Annotated in this window: 12 protein-coding genes; 7 read left to right on the top strand and 5 right to left on the bottom strand. The window is 46.4% G+C overall.

Features of this window, described 5'->3' with window-relative positions:
- Positions 1 to 371: 371 nt before the first annotated feature.
- Positions 372 to 1,172, bottom strand: coding sequence for a class II aldolase/adducin family protein (locus LBCZ_RS12675; RefSeq protein ID WP_025013454.1), 801 nt, complete (start codon positions 1,170 to 1,172; stop codon positions 372 to 374).
- Positions 1,173 to 1,367: 195 nt separating this feature from the next.
- On the opposite strand from LBCZ_RS12675, the gene LBCZ_RS12670 reads away from it, so the two are divergent.
- Positions 1,368 to 2,123, top strand: a complete 756-nt coding sequence (locus LBCZ_RS12670; protein ID WP_025013455.1) for a DeoR/GlpR family DNA-binding transcription regulator — start codon at positions 1,368 to 1,370, stop codon at positions 2,121 to 2,123.
- A gap of 270 nt (positions 2,124 to 2,393) precedes the next feature.
- Entirely contained in the window at positions 2,394 to 3,854 is a 1,461-nt protein-coding gene (locus LBCZ_RS12665; protein WP_025013456.1) for a catalase, read from the top strand.
- A 138-nt stretch (positions 3,855 to 3,992) separates the two neighbouring features.
- Here LBCZ_RS12665 and LBCZ_RS12660 read toward each other — a convergent pair whose 3' ends face one another.
- Complete coding sequence (locus tag LBCZ_RS12660; protein WP_025013457.1) at positions 3,993 to 5,387, bottom strand: MFS transporter; 1,395 nt, start codon at positions 5,385 to 5,387, stop codon at positions 3,993 to 3,995.
- 129 nt (positions 5,388 to 5,516) lie between these two features.
- Between LBCZ_RS12660 and LBCZ_RS12655 the strand changes: the two genes are divergently transcribed.
- Positions 5,517 to 5,960, top strand: a complete 444-nt coding sequence (locus LBCZ_RS12655) for a MarR family winged helix-turn-helix transcriptional regulator (protein WP_025013458.1) — start codon at positions 5,517 to 5,519, stop codon at positions 5,958 to 5,960.
- Positions 5,961 to 6,065: 105 nt separating this feature from the next.
- Here the strand turns inward: LBCZ_RS12655 and LBCZ_RS12650 are convergent, their stop codons facing one another.
- A complete protein-coding gene (locus tag LBCZ_RS12650; protein WP_129334703.1) occupies positions 6,066 to 6,866 on the bottom strand; it encodes an Rgg family transcriptional regulator in 801 nt (266 codons plus the stop codon).
- Between the two features lie 409 nt (positions 6,867 to 7,275).
- On the opposite strand from LBCZ_RS12650, the gene LBCZ_RS12645 reads away from it, so the two are divergent.
- The 4 genes from LBCZ_RS12645 (at position 7,276) to LBCZ_RS12630 (ending at position 10,661) form a co-directional block, all read left to right on the top strand.
- The gene (locus tag LBCZ_RS12645; RefSeq protein ID WP_025013460.1) at positions 7,276 to 7,566 is read left to right on the top strand and encodes a lactococcin 972 family bacteriocin; all 291 of its coding nucleotides are present in this window, start codon (positions 7,276 to 7,278) and stop codon (positions 7,564 to 7,566) included.
- A gap of 121 nt (positions 7,567 to 7,687) precedes the next feature.
- Positions 7,688 to 9,673, top strand: a complete 1,986-nt coding sequence (locus LBCZ_RS12640) for a hypothetical protein (RefSeq protein WP_025013461.1) — start codon at positions 7,688 to 7,690, stop codon at positions 9,671 to 9,673.
- Between the two features lie 11 nt (positions 9,674 to 9,684).
- Complete coding sequence (locus LBCZ_RS12635; protein WP_025013462.1) at positions 9,685 to 10,347, top strand: ATP-binding cassette domain-containing protein; 663 nt, start codon at positions 9,685 to 9,687, stop codon at positions 10,345 to 10,347.
- Positions 10,344 to 10,661: a YxeA family protein gene (locus LBCZ_RS12630; RefSeq protein WP_025013463.1), complete on the top strand. Its 318-nt coding sequence runs from the start codon at positions 10,344 to 10,346 to the stop codon at positions 10,659 to 10,661. The genes LBCZ_RS12635 and LBCZ_RS12630 overlap by 4 nt, the downstream gene beginning before the upstream one ends.
- A 156-nt stretch (positions 10,662 to 10,817) precedes the next feature.
- On the opposite strand, the gene LBCZ_RS16440 is transcribed toward LBCZ_RS12630, so the two are convergent.
- Both LBCZ_RS16440 and LBCZ_RS16435 read right to left on the bottom strand, forming a co-directional pair.
- Positions 10,818 to 12,902, bottom strand: a complete 2,085-nt coding sequence (locus LBCZ_RS16440; RefSeq protein ID WP_228767551.1) for a DUF1542 domain-containing protein — start codon at positions 12,900 to 12,902, stop codon at positions 10,818 to 10,820.
- Complete coding sequence (locus LBCZ_RS16435) at positions 12,881 to 16,255, bottom strand: DUF1542 domain-containing protein (protein ID WP_052253386.1); 3,375 nt, start codon at positions 16,253 to 16,255, stop codon at positions 12,881 to 12,883. Before LBCZ_RS16435 ends, LBCZ_RS16440 begins: the two co-directional genes overlap by 22 nt.
- Between the last annotated feature and the right edge of the window lie 164 nt (positions 16,256 to 16,419).

Raw genomic sequence — 16,419 nt, 5'->3', positions numbered from 1 at the left:
GTCGTGCCAAACTTCGCGATCTCCGGCCAGAGGGGGCTGGAACGCTGTGACGGCGCTTTGAGCCAGAAAATCGCTGTCTCAAAGTCGCCTAACAACATCAGCGACAAAAAACGTCGCTGTGTTGTTTCCACAGCTGAGCTTCCTCTGGCCTCCGATCGCTACGCCTTGGCACTGGTAGGCCTTTCCAGCATATTGAATTATTAAATGAAACTTTTGATAACCAAAAATAGCCGAACATTTCCAACTGGGAGTGTTCGGTCTTTTTACGGCTTGGCATTATTGAGTTGTCACCGCTGAATTAAAAAAGCCGCTTCATCCTAGTTGTCTTTTGACACAACCGGGATAAAGCGACCGTGGATCTGAATCATATCCTATTTGACGGTGCTGGTTGGTGCGACTTCGCCTGGCTGCATTTCGCTGGCTGGGCGTTGGGGATTTTTGGGTAGTGGAACTTGCTTGGCTTTGATTGGGATGCCGGGGACGGCGATGGGTGGGACTTCTTTGTAGGGTTTTTGATAATTTTGGCCGCATGAGTGGTAGTCGTCGAGTAAGCCCAATTTGATGAAGATGGCTTGCTGATAGGCGATGCGGGCGTTCCATTCCAAGGTTTCCATGATGCGCGCCGCAATGTGAAGGTCGGTGCTGGTGATGAGGATGCCGTGGCTGTCTAATAGGAAGACATTTTCCATTGCCTTGTCGCCGATTTCTTTTAAAGCCGTGTAGACGGTGTTGGCGAGTTCCATGGACGTTGCCGGGGCAAATGGCAGCACGCGGATGCGGCCTAGCTCGCGGGTGGCTTCGGTGACGTTGGGCATATCAAGTCCGGCAGTGGCCCAGAACATGGACTCTTCTGCGTGCGAGTGATAGACGCAACGAATGCCCGGATGTGCGTTGTAGGCTTTCTCGTGCATGTTGACTTCGCGCGTCACGTCGCCGACACCATCGATTTTTTGTCCGGTCTCGGCATCGATGACCAGAATCTGCGCCGGATGTAGTTCGGAGTAGTAGGTTTCGGACATAAACGTCGGGGTCATGAGGATGTAGGGATGTTCCTGTTCGTCAAAAACCTTGACCGACATGTTGCCGCCTGCGACGTTGGTATCTTTGCGATCGAACATGACTTTGACTGTATGGGCAAGATCGTCACGTTCCGCCTGAAACATCATTTCCATTTTGAATAACTTCCTTCCATGATTGATTACCGTCATTATAGTTGAAAACGCTGTCGTAGTGGCACTTGGCGAACATTCTGGCTAAAGCGCGGGAAACGCGTCGAAGAAGCTTCATAATTCGCCACAAAGCGTCATTTCTTGCAACCGCTTTCTCGGCCCTTTAAACTGATTAAGGGTGAATAGGGGGACGATATTGTGTTTAAAAATGAAAGACTCAATCGGATCATGACGATTCTAGAGCATAAAAAAGTGGTCAGCACGACTGATTTGGAGAAAACCTTATTTGTCAGCAATTCCACATTACGCCGGGATTTAATGACTTTAGAGCGATTGGATAAGGTGCATCGCAGTTTTGGTTATGTTGAATTGGTGAAAGCAGACAATCTGGAATTGCCGTATCTGTTCCGAGGCCAGGAGCGGGCGCCGGAGAAGCATCAAATTGCCGCCACGGCGAGCGTGTTTCTCGGGGATAATCAGGCTATTTTCATTGATTCAAGTTCAACGGCGTCTTTTCTGGCACCATTCCTTGCTAAGCTGAACCATGTCATCGTGATTACCAATGGGTTGCGGATTGCGGTTGAACTTGATGGGTTGCCGAGCATCAAGACCTTTGTCACTGGTGGCCGATTGCGCAACGGCGCGGGTTCGATTATCGGGGATGATGCAATCGGGTTTCTCAATAATTTTCGGGCGAACCTGTTCTTTATGTCCTGTGTCGGCTTAACCAACGATGGCGTCTTCATGTCCAGTCAGGAGCAGTCCAGCGTTAAGCGTGCCATGATGCAACATGCGGAAAAAACGATCCTGCTGTGCGATCACTCAAAATACAATGTGAAAAGTTATTACCGCCTGTGCCATGAAGATGAGCTGGAAGCCGTCGTCTCGGACGCACGACCGGATCAACCACTGGCGACGAGTTTGGAAAAAGCGGGCGTTGAGGTGTTGGTTTAAAGGCGCGTTAAAATACCTGCCATGCGAGCCGATTGCTTGAATAATCCTTATCATTGAATAACAATGGTTGTGCACAATCTAATAACTGAATAATAGCGTCTAGCCGGTTTCTAACCGCGCCGGTTCACGCTCACACATTAACGCGTTCACCGGCGCAGAAGTCTGCGTGTAAGGACCTTGATCGCAATGGCCAAGACCGGGCCATCACGCTCAAGGCCACTTACACTTCGACTTCTAACCGCGCCGGTTCACGCTCAGGAGGGATTTTTAATGACAGATAAACTAACCACAGGCGAAGGTCAGGCGTGGGCGGATAATAATCATAGTTTGACCGCTGGCGAACGTGGGCCGGTGTTGTTGCAGGATTATCAATTGCTGGAGAAATTGGCACATTTTAACCGGGAACGTATTCCGGAACGTGTTGTGCATGCGAAAGGCGCAGGTGCCAAAGGTGTGTTCAAGTTGACGCATGACATGAAGGCGTACACAAAGGCGGATCTGTTTAATGGCGTTGGCAAAGAAACGCCGATTTTATTGCGGTTCTCGCAGGTTGCTGGTGAAAGCGGGTATCCCGACACGATTCGCGATGTTCGCGGGTTTGCGCTGAAGTTTTACACGCAAGCCGGTAATTATGACATCGTCGGCAACAACACGCCGGTCTTTTTCGTCAATGATCCGTTGAAGTTTCCTGATTTTATTCATTCGCAAAAGCGGGATCCGCGCACGCATCGGCGCGATAACAACATGCAGTGGGATTTCTGGGCGCATTCACCGGAAAGCACCCATCAAGTGACTTATCTGATGGGCGACCGTGGCAATCCCGCGAGCTATCGCACCATGAACGGTTATGGCAGTCACACCTTTAAGTGGGTCAACGCACAAGGCGAGGCTTACTGGGTTAAGTATCACTTCATCAGCCAACAAGGCGTCCAGAATATGACGGATGAAGTAGCTGTCAAAATAGCCGGGACCGATACTGATTATCTGCAAAATGACTTGTTTAGTGCCATTGAAACAGGGAACTTCCCAAAGTGGACAGTCTATGTCCAGATTTTGCCGTATCAGGAGGGATTGGATTATAAGTACGACATTTTCGATGTCACCAAAGTGGTTTCTCACCACGATTATCCGCTGATTGAAGTTGGCGAATTTACCCTGAATGAAAATCCGGAAAACTATTTTACTGATGTCGAAGAAGCGGCCTTTTCGCCAGCTAACTTTGTTCCGGGGATTGAAGCATCTCCGGATAAGCTGCTGCAAGGACGGCTCTTTGGTTACAAGGATGCGGAGCGCTATCGACTCGGGGCCAATTACGAGCAGTTGCCGGTCAATCGGCCGTTGAACCCGGTGCACAATTATGCGCGTGATGGTTTCATGGCTGCCAAGCAGGATCGGTCGGTTAACTACGAGCCTAATGCACACGGCGGTCCTGAAGAAGACCACAGCGCCCGAATCCATCAAGATGCTGTCAATGGCAACATCGGCAACTATAAGCCTTACGACGAGGATAACTTCTCAGCAGCCGGCCGCCTTTATCGGTTCATGAGTGAAGACGAGCGCACCCGCCTAGTCACCACGATTGTCACCAACCTCAAGCAAGTGACCAGTCTGGAAGTCCGCATCCTGGCCGCGCATAATTTTTACCAAGCCGACCCTGAATACGGCAGTCGCATTGCCGAACAACTCGGGCTGCGGATGGAAGATGTGAAGGCGGGTAAAACAGAAGCTTAAAGCCGGCATTTGTGCAACTAAGCATCAGCAAATGATAGCAAAAGAAAAAGCTGAGATAAAAAGTCACACCTGTTCAGTTTCAACAGGGAGACTTTTCATCTCAGCCTTTTTAGGTTTCGAGATTAGCCGATATGACGATTAAGCATCGTGACTTGCGGCCTGGTTTTGGGCATGTCTGGTTTTTAAGCCGATCGCAATCGCAAGATCACCGATGATCGCCAGGATTAATAAGAACCAAAAGGCGTGTAACGCTCCAACCGCAGTTGTGTGTGCCGTGGTCTTAGGCACTTGCGCCAAGGCAACAATCAAAGATACACACGCGGTTCCCAAGGCACCGGCAAATTGCTGCATGGTATTGAAAATTGCATTGCCATCGGTTGTTTCCGTTTGGGTTAGCTGGGCTTGGCCGCTTGTCATGATGTTCCCCATGGCAAAGCCAGTGCCTAGCATTACCGCTGCATAACCTAACATCAAGATGACCGGCGTTGCGGTTAAGGCGGTGGCCAGTAACAACAGAATACCGACCAGTTGTAAGGCTAAGCCAATAAAAATCGGCTTGCCGGGGCCTAGATTGTCATACAAATTGCCGCTCATCGGTGCCATGCAAGCGCCTAATGCCGCACCGGGTAGCAGTAGCAAGCCTGCCGTAAATGAACTCGTATGGTTGACGAGTTGCAGATAGTTCGGCAAGACAAAGGCAAAGCCGACGTTAATGATCTGAATGATAAGGAAGGTGACAACATGCCAGTCAAATGACCAGTTTTTCAACAAACGCAGATTGATTAAAGGCTCTTTGACATGCAGTGACCGCCATGCATAGCCAACGAGCCCCAAGATGGCAACCACACCGTAAATTGCAGCTTGGCCGGGCGCGTTTTCGATGCGATTAAGGCCTAAAATGGCGCCAGCAAAAAAGATCGCGATCAAGAGCCATGCGATAACGTCTAGATGAACGTGTACGGGCTTGGTGACTTGCGTAATCGAAAACAGCCCGAGAAACAAGGCAATCACCATGACGACTAACAGGAAAATAAAGATGAGATGCCAATTTAGATCCACCAAAACCCCGCCATAAGTCGGCCCGAGTGCTGGCGCAATAGCCGTTACCAACGTGCCAATACCCATCAAAAACCCGATTTTATCCAGCGGTGCCTGTTCCAGAATAATATTGAACATTAGAGGTAAGGCAATCCCGGTGCCGCAGCCTTGAATCAGCCGACCAATCAGTAAAAGCGCAAAATCATTTGCAACACTACAAATGGCTAAGCCGAGGATGAAAAAAGCCGTTGCGGTTAAGAAAAGCTGCATGGTGGTGAAGCGGCGTTTTAAGAATCCGGAAATAGGGACGATGATTGACACGACTAACAAATACCCAGTGGTTAGCCATTGAATCGTGCCTGTATTGACCTGAAATTGTTTCATTAAAGTCGGGAAGGTGACATTCATGGCGGTTTCGATGAGGACACCGCAAAACGCCATGAGGCCAGTGGCGAGAATCGAGAGATACAATTTAGCTGATACTTTTCTTGTCATAAAAACCTCCGTTGTGTATAGTTCTATATAGAACTATATGCTACTATAGCGACTTATTTTTCTGAAAGCAAGTTATTTAAGCAGATGGCTGGTTTTGGACCAGCAGTAATTCAGATAATGGAGGATATAATGACTGATTCGATAGGTATCTTGGTCAAGAAACTGAATAACGATCTGCAACGATATGCAGATCGCGAGGCCAAGCAAATGGGATTGACGCAGGTACAGATGAGCATCATCGATTTTTTGGCACGCAACGATTCGCACCGCAGTCTTTACCAAACCGATGTTGAGCGGGAATTCAATATTCAAAAGTCATCGGCCACGGCACTGTTACAGCTTATGGAACGTAAAGCGCTGATTGTTCGAACGCCATCAAAAGAGGACGCCCGGTATAAAGCGATTCAGCTAACCCCTAAGGCGCAACATGATGCGGCGCATATTCGTGCGTACTTTCAACAGAATGATGCTTTTTTGCGGGAAGCTTTGGGTGAGAATGCGGATGTCGTGATGACGGCGCTAGAGCAACTGAAGAATGTGATGGCGAGAAAATTAGCGGAGGTAAATGGGTAAATGGCCATTTTTACGAGTCTATTCACAACGCTTTTAACTTTTATATGCTCTTAAATGCAAATAATTATTATTCATTCGAGCGTTCAAAGAATTTTTGCGGGTTATCTAATCAAGATTCAAGTCAATCTCAATGCCCATTCTTTTTAACCAACGCTGGTCGGCCTCGCAGTAATTATCAGCGCCAATTGTGTGCAGAAATGTAAGCATATCCACAATATTTCTGTATTCACGAGGATCGTCACGAAGCGAGTACCTCAATGCTGCTTCAACCATTCTGATGCGATACTTAAGAAAAATTGTGTCTGTTGTGGGAGCAAGGCCGCGTAAGTTGCCTAGCAAAACGTTAGCAGAGGATAAGTCACTTTTTTCAATTGCCGATACTGCTGCATAAAACAGACCAGTGGTAAATGGCTCTTGAAAGATATTGGAATTAGTGTATCCAATTTCATGAATAGCTCTAATCAAACAGCGCTTGCTGTCTTTAGGGCTGGCCAAATAAATTGAAGCAGCAAATAGTTGGAATTCGAACAGGAACCAGCGACCATTGCCGAGCAGATATCGAATAACAGGGGAAATCGAATGACCCCAATCCAGATCTTCATGATTGAACATACTTCGATAAGTTTTGAGAACGATGACAATCATTGAACTGACCGTGTCATGCATTGTTTCGAACGCTGTGATTTCTTTTTCAAGCATAAGTACGTCTTCGGTGAGTGCAGCCTCATTCAATCTCCGCCACATGTCAGAAACTGGGGTTGAGTTATCCACAAGAGCGGCGGTTTCAGGCAGTGAGGCGTGTACACGTTCAAACAATTCTCTTGCAAGGCTCAGAGAAATATTCTGGTTGCCTCGTTCAAATCTTGAGATTGTACTCAAACTTGTATTGTCCGCAATGTCTGTCATTCTTAGTCGTCGCCGCTTACGCATAGCCGCGAGTAAAAATCCGAAATTCGAGAATGTATATGTCACGGGGGTTCACCCTTCCAAAATTTCATATATGCAATCAAAGTGTCAAAAAAATTGTTTTTTTAAAGGGGCGTCATATGATTTCTGCATAAACGGGAGGAGGGATAGCTCTAAACAGCTTTATGGTGATGACGTTAGTATATCTGGAGTCTTCAAAAGGGTAGCTCATCATGACTGTGGTTGAAGTGAATTAAAAGCACGACCCCATTTTTGCGGAGCTCTGTTCGTTTTCTTAAATGTACACTTCGATTTTCGAATATGCGAGCAGAAAGGTCGCAAAATGTTAATTTGAAGATACCCAGTATTTGTTGAATTATTGTCACTCAACTTAAATCTTGAGGAGGATATGGTCATGAGGATAAAGTCAGTTATTGTCAGTGCCCTTGCTGCTGCGACTATAGGAGTTTCCGCAGTTCCAGTTCTTGCTTATACAGTTGATGTGCAAGGTGGGACTTGGAACTACGGCGTTGGTTCGACCTACGTTTGGTCGTATTATTCCCATAATAGCAGGACACACAGTGCAGCTGTTAAGGGAGCATACAGCGCATCAAGTGGTTGGATTTCTCCGGGTACAGAGGCGCGCGCGTCTGCTCAAAAGTCATATTTCGGAAACCAAAGTTTCTATAACGTTAAATAGTTCCTGATAATGGTGCATATTTCACATGGAAAAATCGGTTGTCCGGATGATTAAAGACCTATGACCCACAACGTCAATCTTGCGCTGTGGGTTTTTATTCATAGTTAGGGTGGTGGCTTGTATGTTACGAGTTATCAAGAGTTTATTATTTGCAATGACGACAGTGGTGGTGGCACTTTTGTTCTTGGAAACAATCAAGGCATACGACAATAACACAATTCCAAACACAACAAGCGCAATATCTGTAGAGAGTTGGGATGGTAAACGGAGCAAGAATTCTGTTTTTGAATTGCTGAAGAAAAAAGCAACAGAAAAAGATCTTGTTTTGATTAAGGCACGGCTGAATACCATCAATGAACATCAAAACAAAATTGTGTATGACTTTAACCCTAAGAACAAAAGGCAATATTCAATTAAAAAGGGTATGAATGTTGGACTTTTAAATCAACGATCACTTCAGCTTGAAGATGTTAATGGCATGTATTACACCGATGCGAAGGGGAAACAGCTAAAGACCCTTGCAACTGCATTTTCTGATGCCGGTTTACCAGCTCATATCTATAGCCCATCGTTGATTAATGCTTCGGTAGCGGATATGGTTTCGGCCAATTTTTTGTTAGTTGCCATTGGAATCATTAGTATGATGTTCATTATCATGTTATTGGAAAAAATATACCGTTTTAAATCCTATGCCATAATGGAAGTTAATGGCATGACTAAGAGTAGAATCATTAAACATGATTGGTGGGCTGGATTACCTGTATTTGTTAGTTCAGAGGCTGCGGCTGTGATTATTATCTTTGCCGTAGGAGCTTCATCGCTAACGTTTCTTGGTTTAAAATTGTTCGCATTATATATTTTAATTTTGCTGTTGATTTTGGTTTCTGGCTTTTTCGTACTGGATGTTCTGTCTTATGCAACTCTTTGGTTAATAGATATATATACCTCCATCAAAGGATCTAGACAGTCGCGCTCTTTCATGATTTTTGGATACATGATTAAAATCTCGCTAGTAATACTTGTATCCATTAACGGGGTATCCTTATACAACAATTTTTTGAGGTACTCGCAAGATAGCAAGACAATGAATCATTGGATTACTAGACACAGCGGTTATACAGTCCAGTTTGGTCAAATCAATGAAACAAATGACAATCAAATGAATTTTATAAGCAGGAAATCTCACCAGATGATTGATGATGATTCAAATGTGATCATATCTAGGAATTTCCAGGAATTTCATCCAAATGTTAGAGATGATGAACCAATGAGCGGAAATGTTATGTTTGTAAATGGAACTTACTTGAAATATAACCCTATTCTTGCTTATGATGGTACGCAAATTTCATACTCTGCGCCTCAACAAGGGAGACTAATGGTTTTAATTCCGAGTAACCGCGTAGATCAAACAAATAACTTTTTAAAAAAGTTGAATAAGCTAATTGTGTTTCAGCGGAGACTGCCAAATTCTTTTGATGTTCCTAGAGTTACCGAATTTACGGTGGTCAAGACTAAGAATAATCAAAGCTTATTTAATTACACTGTTGGCAAGGCGATTGAAGATTCAGTTTCGAGAAATGCTATTGTTGTGATTATAGACAAAAAAGTATTCTCCGACAATTTTTATTGGGCAACGATGACACAGGGGATGGTTCAATTCTCCGAACTAAAACCATTAAAGAGTGACATTAAAAAACTCGGTCTGGAAAGCAATATTACGGGCATTACCAATGCCAAGACTCGCCTATCTGATTTCAACACATTTATGGTTCGTCAGATATTCATTTTGGTTGCAATCACATCACTTTCTTTACTTCAGCTTTTATTCGCTGTATCTTTTATGAGCGTTACTTTCTTAAAAGATCAACGCCAAAGAATGGCAATCCGAAAGGTGTTTGGATTATCTAATCAATCAATTTTAATGCGATTTATGGTATTAAACGGTTTGCTTGATGCCCTGCTTATAGTTGGAGTGCTAACAGTTAAGAGTGCGATTAATATCTTGCCTTATGGATTCTTCTACCTCATGTTTGAAATTTTGATTATTCTATTCACGGCATCTCGAGCTGAATCAGGCTTGGTGGATACTCTTAATCATGGAAATTAGGTGGCTTTGATATGATTAACGCTAGGAAAATATCCAAAAGTTTTGGGGAAAAAATGATTCTAAATAAAGTTAGTTATCAGTTTGAAAACGGGAAAAGCTATGCGATTATTGGAAAAAGTGGTTCGGGCAAGACGACCTTGTTAAATATACTGGGTGGCCTTGAGGAACCTTCTTCAGGATTGGTGGAGTTGAATGGACTCGCAGTTTCGAAAGCAAATGTGCAAAAGATGTGGCGTGATCACTTAGGCTTTATCTTTCAGAACTTCGGCTTAATAGAGAATGGCACGGTTGAGGCCAATTTGAAAATTGGTTTTGCAAATCGAAGATTAAACAAAAGTGGCTCTAGGTCAGCTATGAAACAAGCTTTGGCTCAAGTAGAATTGGAAAATCTACCTCTTAATCAAAGAGTGTTTACGCTGAGCGGCGGCGAACAGCAACGGATTGCGCTTGCTCGGGCACTTCTTAAAAAGCCAGATGTAATTTTAGCTGATGAACCGACCGGCTCTCTTGACCCAGAAAACACCGATATTGTACTTCGTGTCTTATTCAATAGCTTTGGGCCAGAAGCTACTATCATAATCGCGACTCATTCGCAGGAAGTTTGGCAAAAGTGTGATTACGTCATTCAAATTCTTGATGGAGATTTACAGAACAAGGAGGTAAACAAGCAATGACTCGAGGAAAAAAGATATTAGTAGGCGTTAGTGTACTTGTCATTGTAAGTGTGGTAGCGTTGCTCTCAATCCACAACGAATTGACTGACCGCGTCAATCCTTTTATCAGCGAAGAAACAAGCTATGCCAAAGTTCCCTTGAGGACACGAACTTATCGGAACATTGAAATTTACTCGAAAAATGGGCAAAAACTTTCATACACTTTAAAGTTTGTTCAAGGTTATGATACAACGCGGAAATTTGCATCCATCCAGCACAAAGGCCAATATGTTAAGCGTATCTCATATGTCTCAAAGCCTCCCTTTCTCGAATAACAAACAACATGTCTTAGGTAACTTCTTTATAATCAATAAAACAAGCCCCGCGAGCGAGTGTCTTTTCGGACTTCTCGATCGCGGGACTTGATGTTTTACTCATGGAGGAATTGCGGGCGCTACTTTCTAATTACATCATCCAGATTGATTTTTACTTTAAGAACGTTTGCGTTTTTTACCGGTCAGCGCGAAGCCGAACATGCTTAGGATGAAGGCACCCAGGGCAGCTAAGCCGGTTGCTGGTTTGTCACCGGTTCGCGGCAATGGGGAGGTTGGCGTTTGCGTGGTTGATAGTGGCCGCGTTGTCGTCGGTTGCGGATCGACGGTCAGCGGTTTTGGTCCTTGATCAGGAGTTGGCGTTTTGGCTGTGCCCGGCACGTACTGGGCGTCAATTTTCTTGATGCCGTCAGCAAGCGCGGCATTTAAGGCGTCAGCATCCATAGCTTTTGCTAGGGCTTCCTTAGCCAGAGCTGCTTCGTGATCCACCTTAGCCTTTTGATCGGCTTTTTCAGCATCAGTCAGCAGAGGGTCGTTGTCGATCTGCTGCTTGACTTTAGCCGTTTCTTTGTCAATTTCGGTAGTGGCAGTCAAGCGTTGATCGGCTAGAGATTTACCAGGTTGGTGCTGGGCGTCAATGTTAGCTTTGCCGGTTGCAAATGCCGTGTTGACGCTGTCGGCATCTTGCGCTTGATCGATTGCTTTTTGGCCGTCCAGGAAGGCTTTGTCAACGTTTTCGCTCTGCTGCTGCTTTTCGGCAGTTGTCAGCGTCGGGTCGTCTTGGATCGCTTGCTTAACCTTCGTGGCTTCATCGGCCAGTGACTTCTTCTGTGCAGCCTTTTGATCGTCAAGGGACGTGCCCGGCTGGTGAGCGTTGTCAATGTTCACTTTGCCAGTTTCAAAAGCCTGATTGACTTCATCCGGGGTCGTGGCAGCGTCAATCGCGGCCTGGCCGTCTTTGCGCGCCTTGTCAACGTTTTCGGCTTGTTGTTGCTTTTCGGTTGTCGTCAGGGTTGGGTCATTTTGGATGTCCTGCTTAACTTTGGCCGCTTCTTCATCAAGTGACTTTTTCTGAGCGGCTTTTTGCTCATCGAGCGTTTTACCCGGTTGATGGGCGTTATCGATGTTCACTTTGCCGGTTTCAAACGCTTTGTTGATGTCGTCGGCATTGGTCGCGGCATCAATGGCAGCTTGGCCATCTTTGCGCACCTTGTCAACGTTTTCACTTTGCTGCTGCTTTTCGGCAGTGGTTAAGGTTGGATCGTCCTTGATGTCTTGTTTAACTTTGGCCGCTTCTTCATCGAGTAACTTCTTCTGGGCATCCTTTTGATCATCGACAGCCGTGCCAGGTTTGTGGGCTTGGTCAACGTTATTCTTGGCATCCGTGAATGCCTTGTTGATCTCGTCAGCGTTGGTCCCGGCGTCAATCGCGTCTTTGCCATCCTTGACCGCTTTATCGACCTCGGCAATTTGCTGGTTTTTCTCAGCAGTCGTCAGGGTTGGGTCGCCTTGAATGGCTTGCTTAATCTTGATAGCTTTGTCATCAAGGGCTTTCTTTTGATTATTTTTTTGGTCATCAAGTGTTTGCCCAGGCTGATGGGCTTTTTCGATGTTTGTCTTGCCGTCAGAAAATGCCTGGTTGATGCTGTCGGCATCTTTGGCCGCATCAATCGCGTCTTTAGCATCTTTGAGTGCTTTGTCAACGTTGGCGGTTTGTTGCTGCTTCTCAGCCGTCGTCAAAGTTGGGTCGTCTTGAATGGCTTTTTTGACGTTGGCAGCAATATCATCCAGTGCCTTCTTTTGATTAGCTTTTTGATCATCGACTGCGGTGCCCGGCTGGTGGGCGTTGTCGATGTTGGTTTTGCCGGTGTCGAAGGCTTGATTGATTTCGTCAGCATTCGTGGCATTGGTAATGGCCGCTGTTCCATCTTTCAACGCTTTATCGACATCGGCAGTTTGTTGCTGCTTCTCGGTGGTTGTCAGCGTTGGGTCGTCTTGAATGGCCTTTTTAACGGCGGCAGCTTCGTCTTCGAGAGCCTTCTTTTGGGCAGCTTTTTGATCATCGAGCGTTTTGCCGGGTTGGTGCGCCGCGTCGATCTTGGCTTTACCATCAGAAAATGCCTGGTTGACGCCATCAGCATTTGTTGCGGCGTCAATCGCGTTTTTAGCATCTTGTAACGCTTTGTCAACATTGGCTGTTTGCTGTTGTTTCTCTACCGTTGTCAGTGTTGGGTCATCTTGAATGGCTTTTTTGACTGTGGCGGCTTCGTCTTCGAGAGCCTTCTTTTGGGTCGCTTTTTGATCGTCGAGCGTTTTGCCAGGTTGGTGTGCCGCGTCAATCTTGGCTTACCATCAGAAAATGCCTGATTGACGCCATCCGCGTTTGTTGCGGCGTCAATCGCATCTTCGGCATCCTTTAACGCCTTGTCAACGTTCGCTGTCTGCTGTTGTTTTTCGGCAGTCGTTAGCGTTGGGTCATCCTGAATCGCTTTTTTGACTGCAGCAGCTTCGTCCTCGAGTTTCTTCTTTTGATCAGCCTTTTGGTCGTCAAGCGAGGTGCCAGGCTTGTGGGCGTTGTCGATGTTGGTTTTGCCAGTGGCCGTGGCGGTGTTGATTTCGTCAGCGGTCGTGGCTTTATCAATGGCAGCTTCGGCGTCTTTTAGCGCTTTATCGACGTTATCGGTCTGCTGTTGCTTTTCGGCCGTCGTCAAAGTCGGGTCATTTTGAATGGCCCCTTTGACGGTCTGGGCTTCCTTTTCGAGTGCTTCTTTCTGTGCCTTTTTCTGGTCGTCAATCGAAGTGCCAGGTTGATGGGCATTGTCAATGTTGGTTTTAGCAGCATCAGTAGCCGTGTTGATGTCATCGGCGTTAGCTGCGGCGTCAATGGCTTTCTTACCGGCGTCAAGGGCCTTGTCAACTGCATCTAGTTGCTTGTTCTTTTCATCGGTGGTCAAAGTCGGGTCACCTTGAATCGCGGTTTTGATTTTGGCAGCTTCATTGTCAAGTTCTGTTTTCTTGGCGTCCTTTTGGTCAGCAAGGGGCTTTCCCGGCTGATGGATTTTACTGATGGCGGTGATGGCGGTGTTAGCTGCATTGTTGATATCATCCGCGTTGGTAGCGGCATCGACAGCCTTCTTGCCGGCGTCGGCAGCGTTATCAACGGCGTCAGTTTGCTGCTTCTTTTCAGCCTTCGTTAGGGTTGGGTCGTCTTGAATGGCTTTTTTTGGCAGCAGTTGCGGCATTGTCGATGGCGGTTTTTGGGCTTCTTTTTGGTCGGCGATTGATTTTCCTGGTTGATGGGCCTGATTGATCGTGGTGATCGCCGTATCGGCAGCTTTGTTGACGTCATCCGCATTGGTAGCGGCGTCGATAGCCTTTTTGCCGTCTGTGACCGCCTTATCTACCACGGCCAGTTGTTGTTGCTTTTCAGCCGTTGTTAAAGTTGGGTCGTCTTGAATGGCTTTCTTGGCAATGGCGGCCGCGTTATCAATCGCCGTTTTCTTGGCGGTTTTTTGGTCATCAAGGGGTGTGCCGGTTTGATAGACCTTATCAATGGCAGTAATGCCGTCATCTCCGGCTGCAATGATGCCGTCAGCGGTGGTTGCGGCGTTGACGGCGTCTAAACCGTCTGTCAGTGCTTTATCAACGTTAGCGGTTTGTTGGGTCTTTTCCGCTGTTGTCAACGTGACATCATCCTGAATCTTTTTCTTAACCGCAGTGGCTTCATTGGTCAGCCGTTGCCTCTGCGCGTTTTTCTGATCCTCGAGCGGTTTTCCGACTTTATGCGCATTGTCGATGTTTGCTTGGCTAACGGTCGCTGCCTGGTTGATCGCATCAGCTGTGGCGGCAGTGTCAATGGCAGCATTGCCATCGGTGAGTGCCTGATCCGCATTAGTGATTTGCGTTTTCTTCTCGACGGCCGTCAATGTTGGATCCAGATTAATATCATTGACAACCTGATCGTGCTTATCTTTTAACGCCTGCTTTTGGGTGGCGCGTTGGTCAGCCAAGGACGGACCCGATTGGTGGGCATTTCTAATATTGGCTAAACCAGTATCCGCAGCGGCGTTGATCGTGTCAGCTGTTGTGGCATTGTCGATGGCGGATTTGGCATCGGTTAAGGCTTTATCAACGGCGTCTGACTGTGTTTTCTTTTCGGCTGAGGTTAGGGTGGCGTCGTCTTGAATGGCTTTTTTTACTGTCGCTGCCTCGGTATCTAATGCTGCCTTTTTAGCAGCTCGTTGGGCATCAAGCGTGGCACCGGGCTGATGGGCGGCATCAATCGAAGTTTTTCCATTCGAAAATGCTGAGTCTACATGATCTGCATCGGTCGCAGCATCGACTGCTAAATTAGCTTTAGTTAGTGCTGTATCAGCATTAGTGATTTGCTGAGTCTTTTCCGCGGAGGTCAAAGTTGGATCTTTGTTGATGTCAGCTACGATTTTGTCGTGCTCAGCCTGCAATTTTGTCTTTCTGTCCGCTTTTCGATCTGCTAGCGGTTGACCCGGCGTGTGTACCTTGATAATTTCGGGCTTATTGTTATCGAATGCCGTAATCGCATCAGGTGTTGTGGCCGCGGTGTCGATCGCATCTTGTCCTGTTTTGAGAGCAACATCAATTTTGTCTGTTTGAATCTTACGATCGCCAGTTGTTAACGTTGGATCAGCGTTAACTGCTGCTTTTTGAGTGTTTGCTTCAGTGAGCAATCTATTTTTAAGATCGGCTTGAACTGCTTTTAGTCCTGGGGTGTATGTGAACTTTAGAAAATCGAACAAATGCTGGTTAGTGACGCCACCAGTTGAGCCAGTGAGAAACATGGCTAATTGTTCGTTTTTAATATACGGGCCTGCATCGAAAGTAATTCCCACGGTGCCATACTTCACGGTCATCTGTTTAGTTTGGCCATCATAGGTGATCACCAGGTCTACATGTTGTCCATTTGGCGCGGGGATGTTGTTGTAGAACACTCCTTTTGCACCTTTGACTCCCACGACCTGTGTTGGATTGTCACCTGGACCCGTATGAACCACTCGCATTTGAGGGTAGTCACCTGGGTCCAAATCTGCTGCAGCATATTCGTCGCCACCGCCGTTGTAATATTCGTCGAATTTAACCCCAAACGCTCTCGGCAATCCGCCAATACCGAACGCATTACCTGGTTGACCGATATCACCAGGATTGGCATCGGCAAAGCCAAAAGCAACGCCATCGCCACCGCTAGCGTTTTTGCCAAGATAAAGCCGACCCGTAAGCGTGAAACTTTGCGTCATATCGATTTTTGTTTTTAAGGCAACGTTTCCCGCTTGTCCTTGGGCATCAGCGGTAAGCTGAACCTGATAACCTTGTTGCCCGGCTGGATAGGGAATTGCTGGCTGTTTGCCCGGTGTTGTAGGTCCGCCCAATTTGAAATAATTTAAGAAGTCATTATGGTCAACCGTGGCAGTGACGTCAGTCAGGCTGGCATCCGCATAGACCGGTACGGCCTCAAAAATCTGTGGAATGGTGATAACCCCAACCGTTCCGAGCGACACTGAAATGAGGGCGGCAACCCAAAACTTGCCGCTCTTGTAGCTTTTATAGTGTACTTTTCTTTCCATTTTTCTTCTCCTTGTTTAAAGCGAGGGACAATGTTCATCTATTCACTTTCTAACAAGAAGAGTATCATGCCTAGATTGCATAATTAAAGTTACCACCCAGAAAATGTGAAAAAAGACCTGTCCGTTCTTGCTAAAATGGTGTTTGCATAACATACCATCTAGAG

Source organism: Lacticaseibacillus casei DSM 20011 = JCM 1134 = ATCC 393, from assembly GCF_000829055.1.
Classification (GTDB): domain Bacteria; phylum Bacillota; class Bacilli; order Lactobacillales; family Lactobacillaceae; genus Lacticaseibacillus; species Lacticaseibacillus casei.
This window is presented reverse-complemented; position numbering and strand designations above follow the sequence as displayed.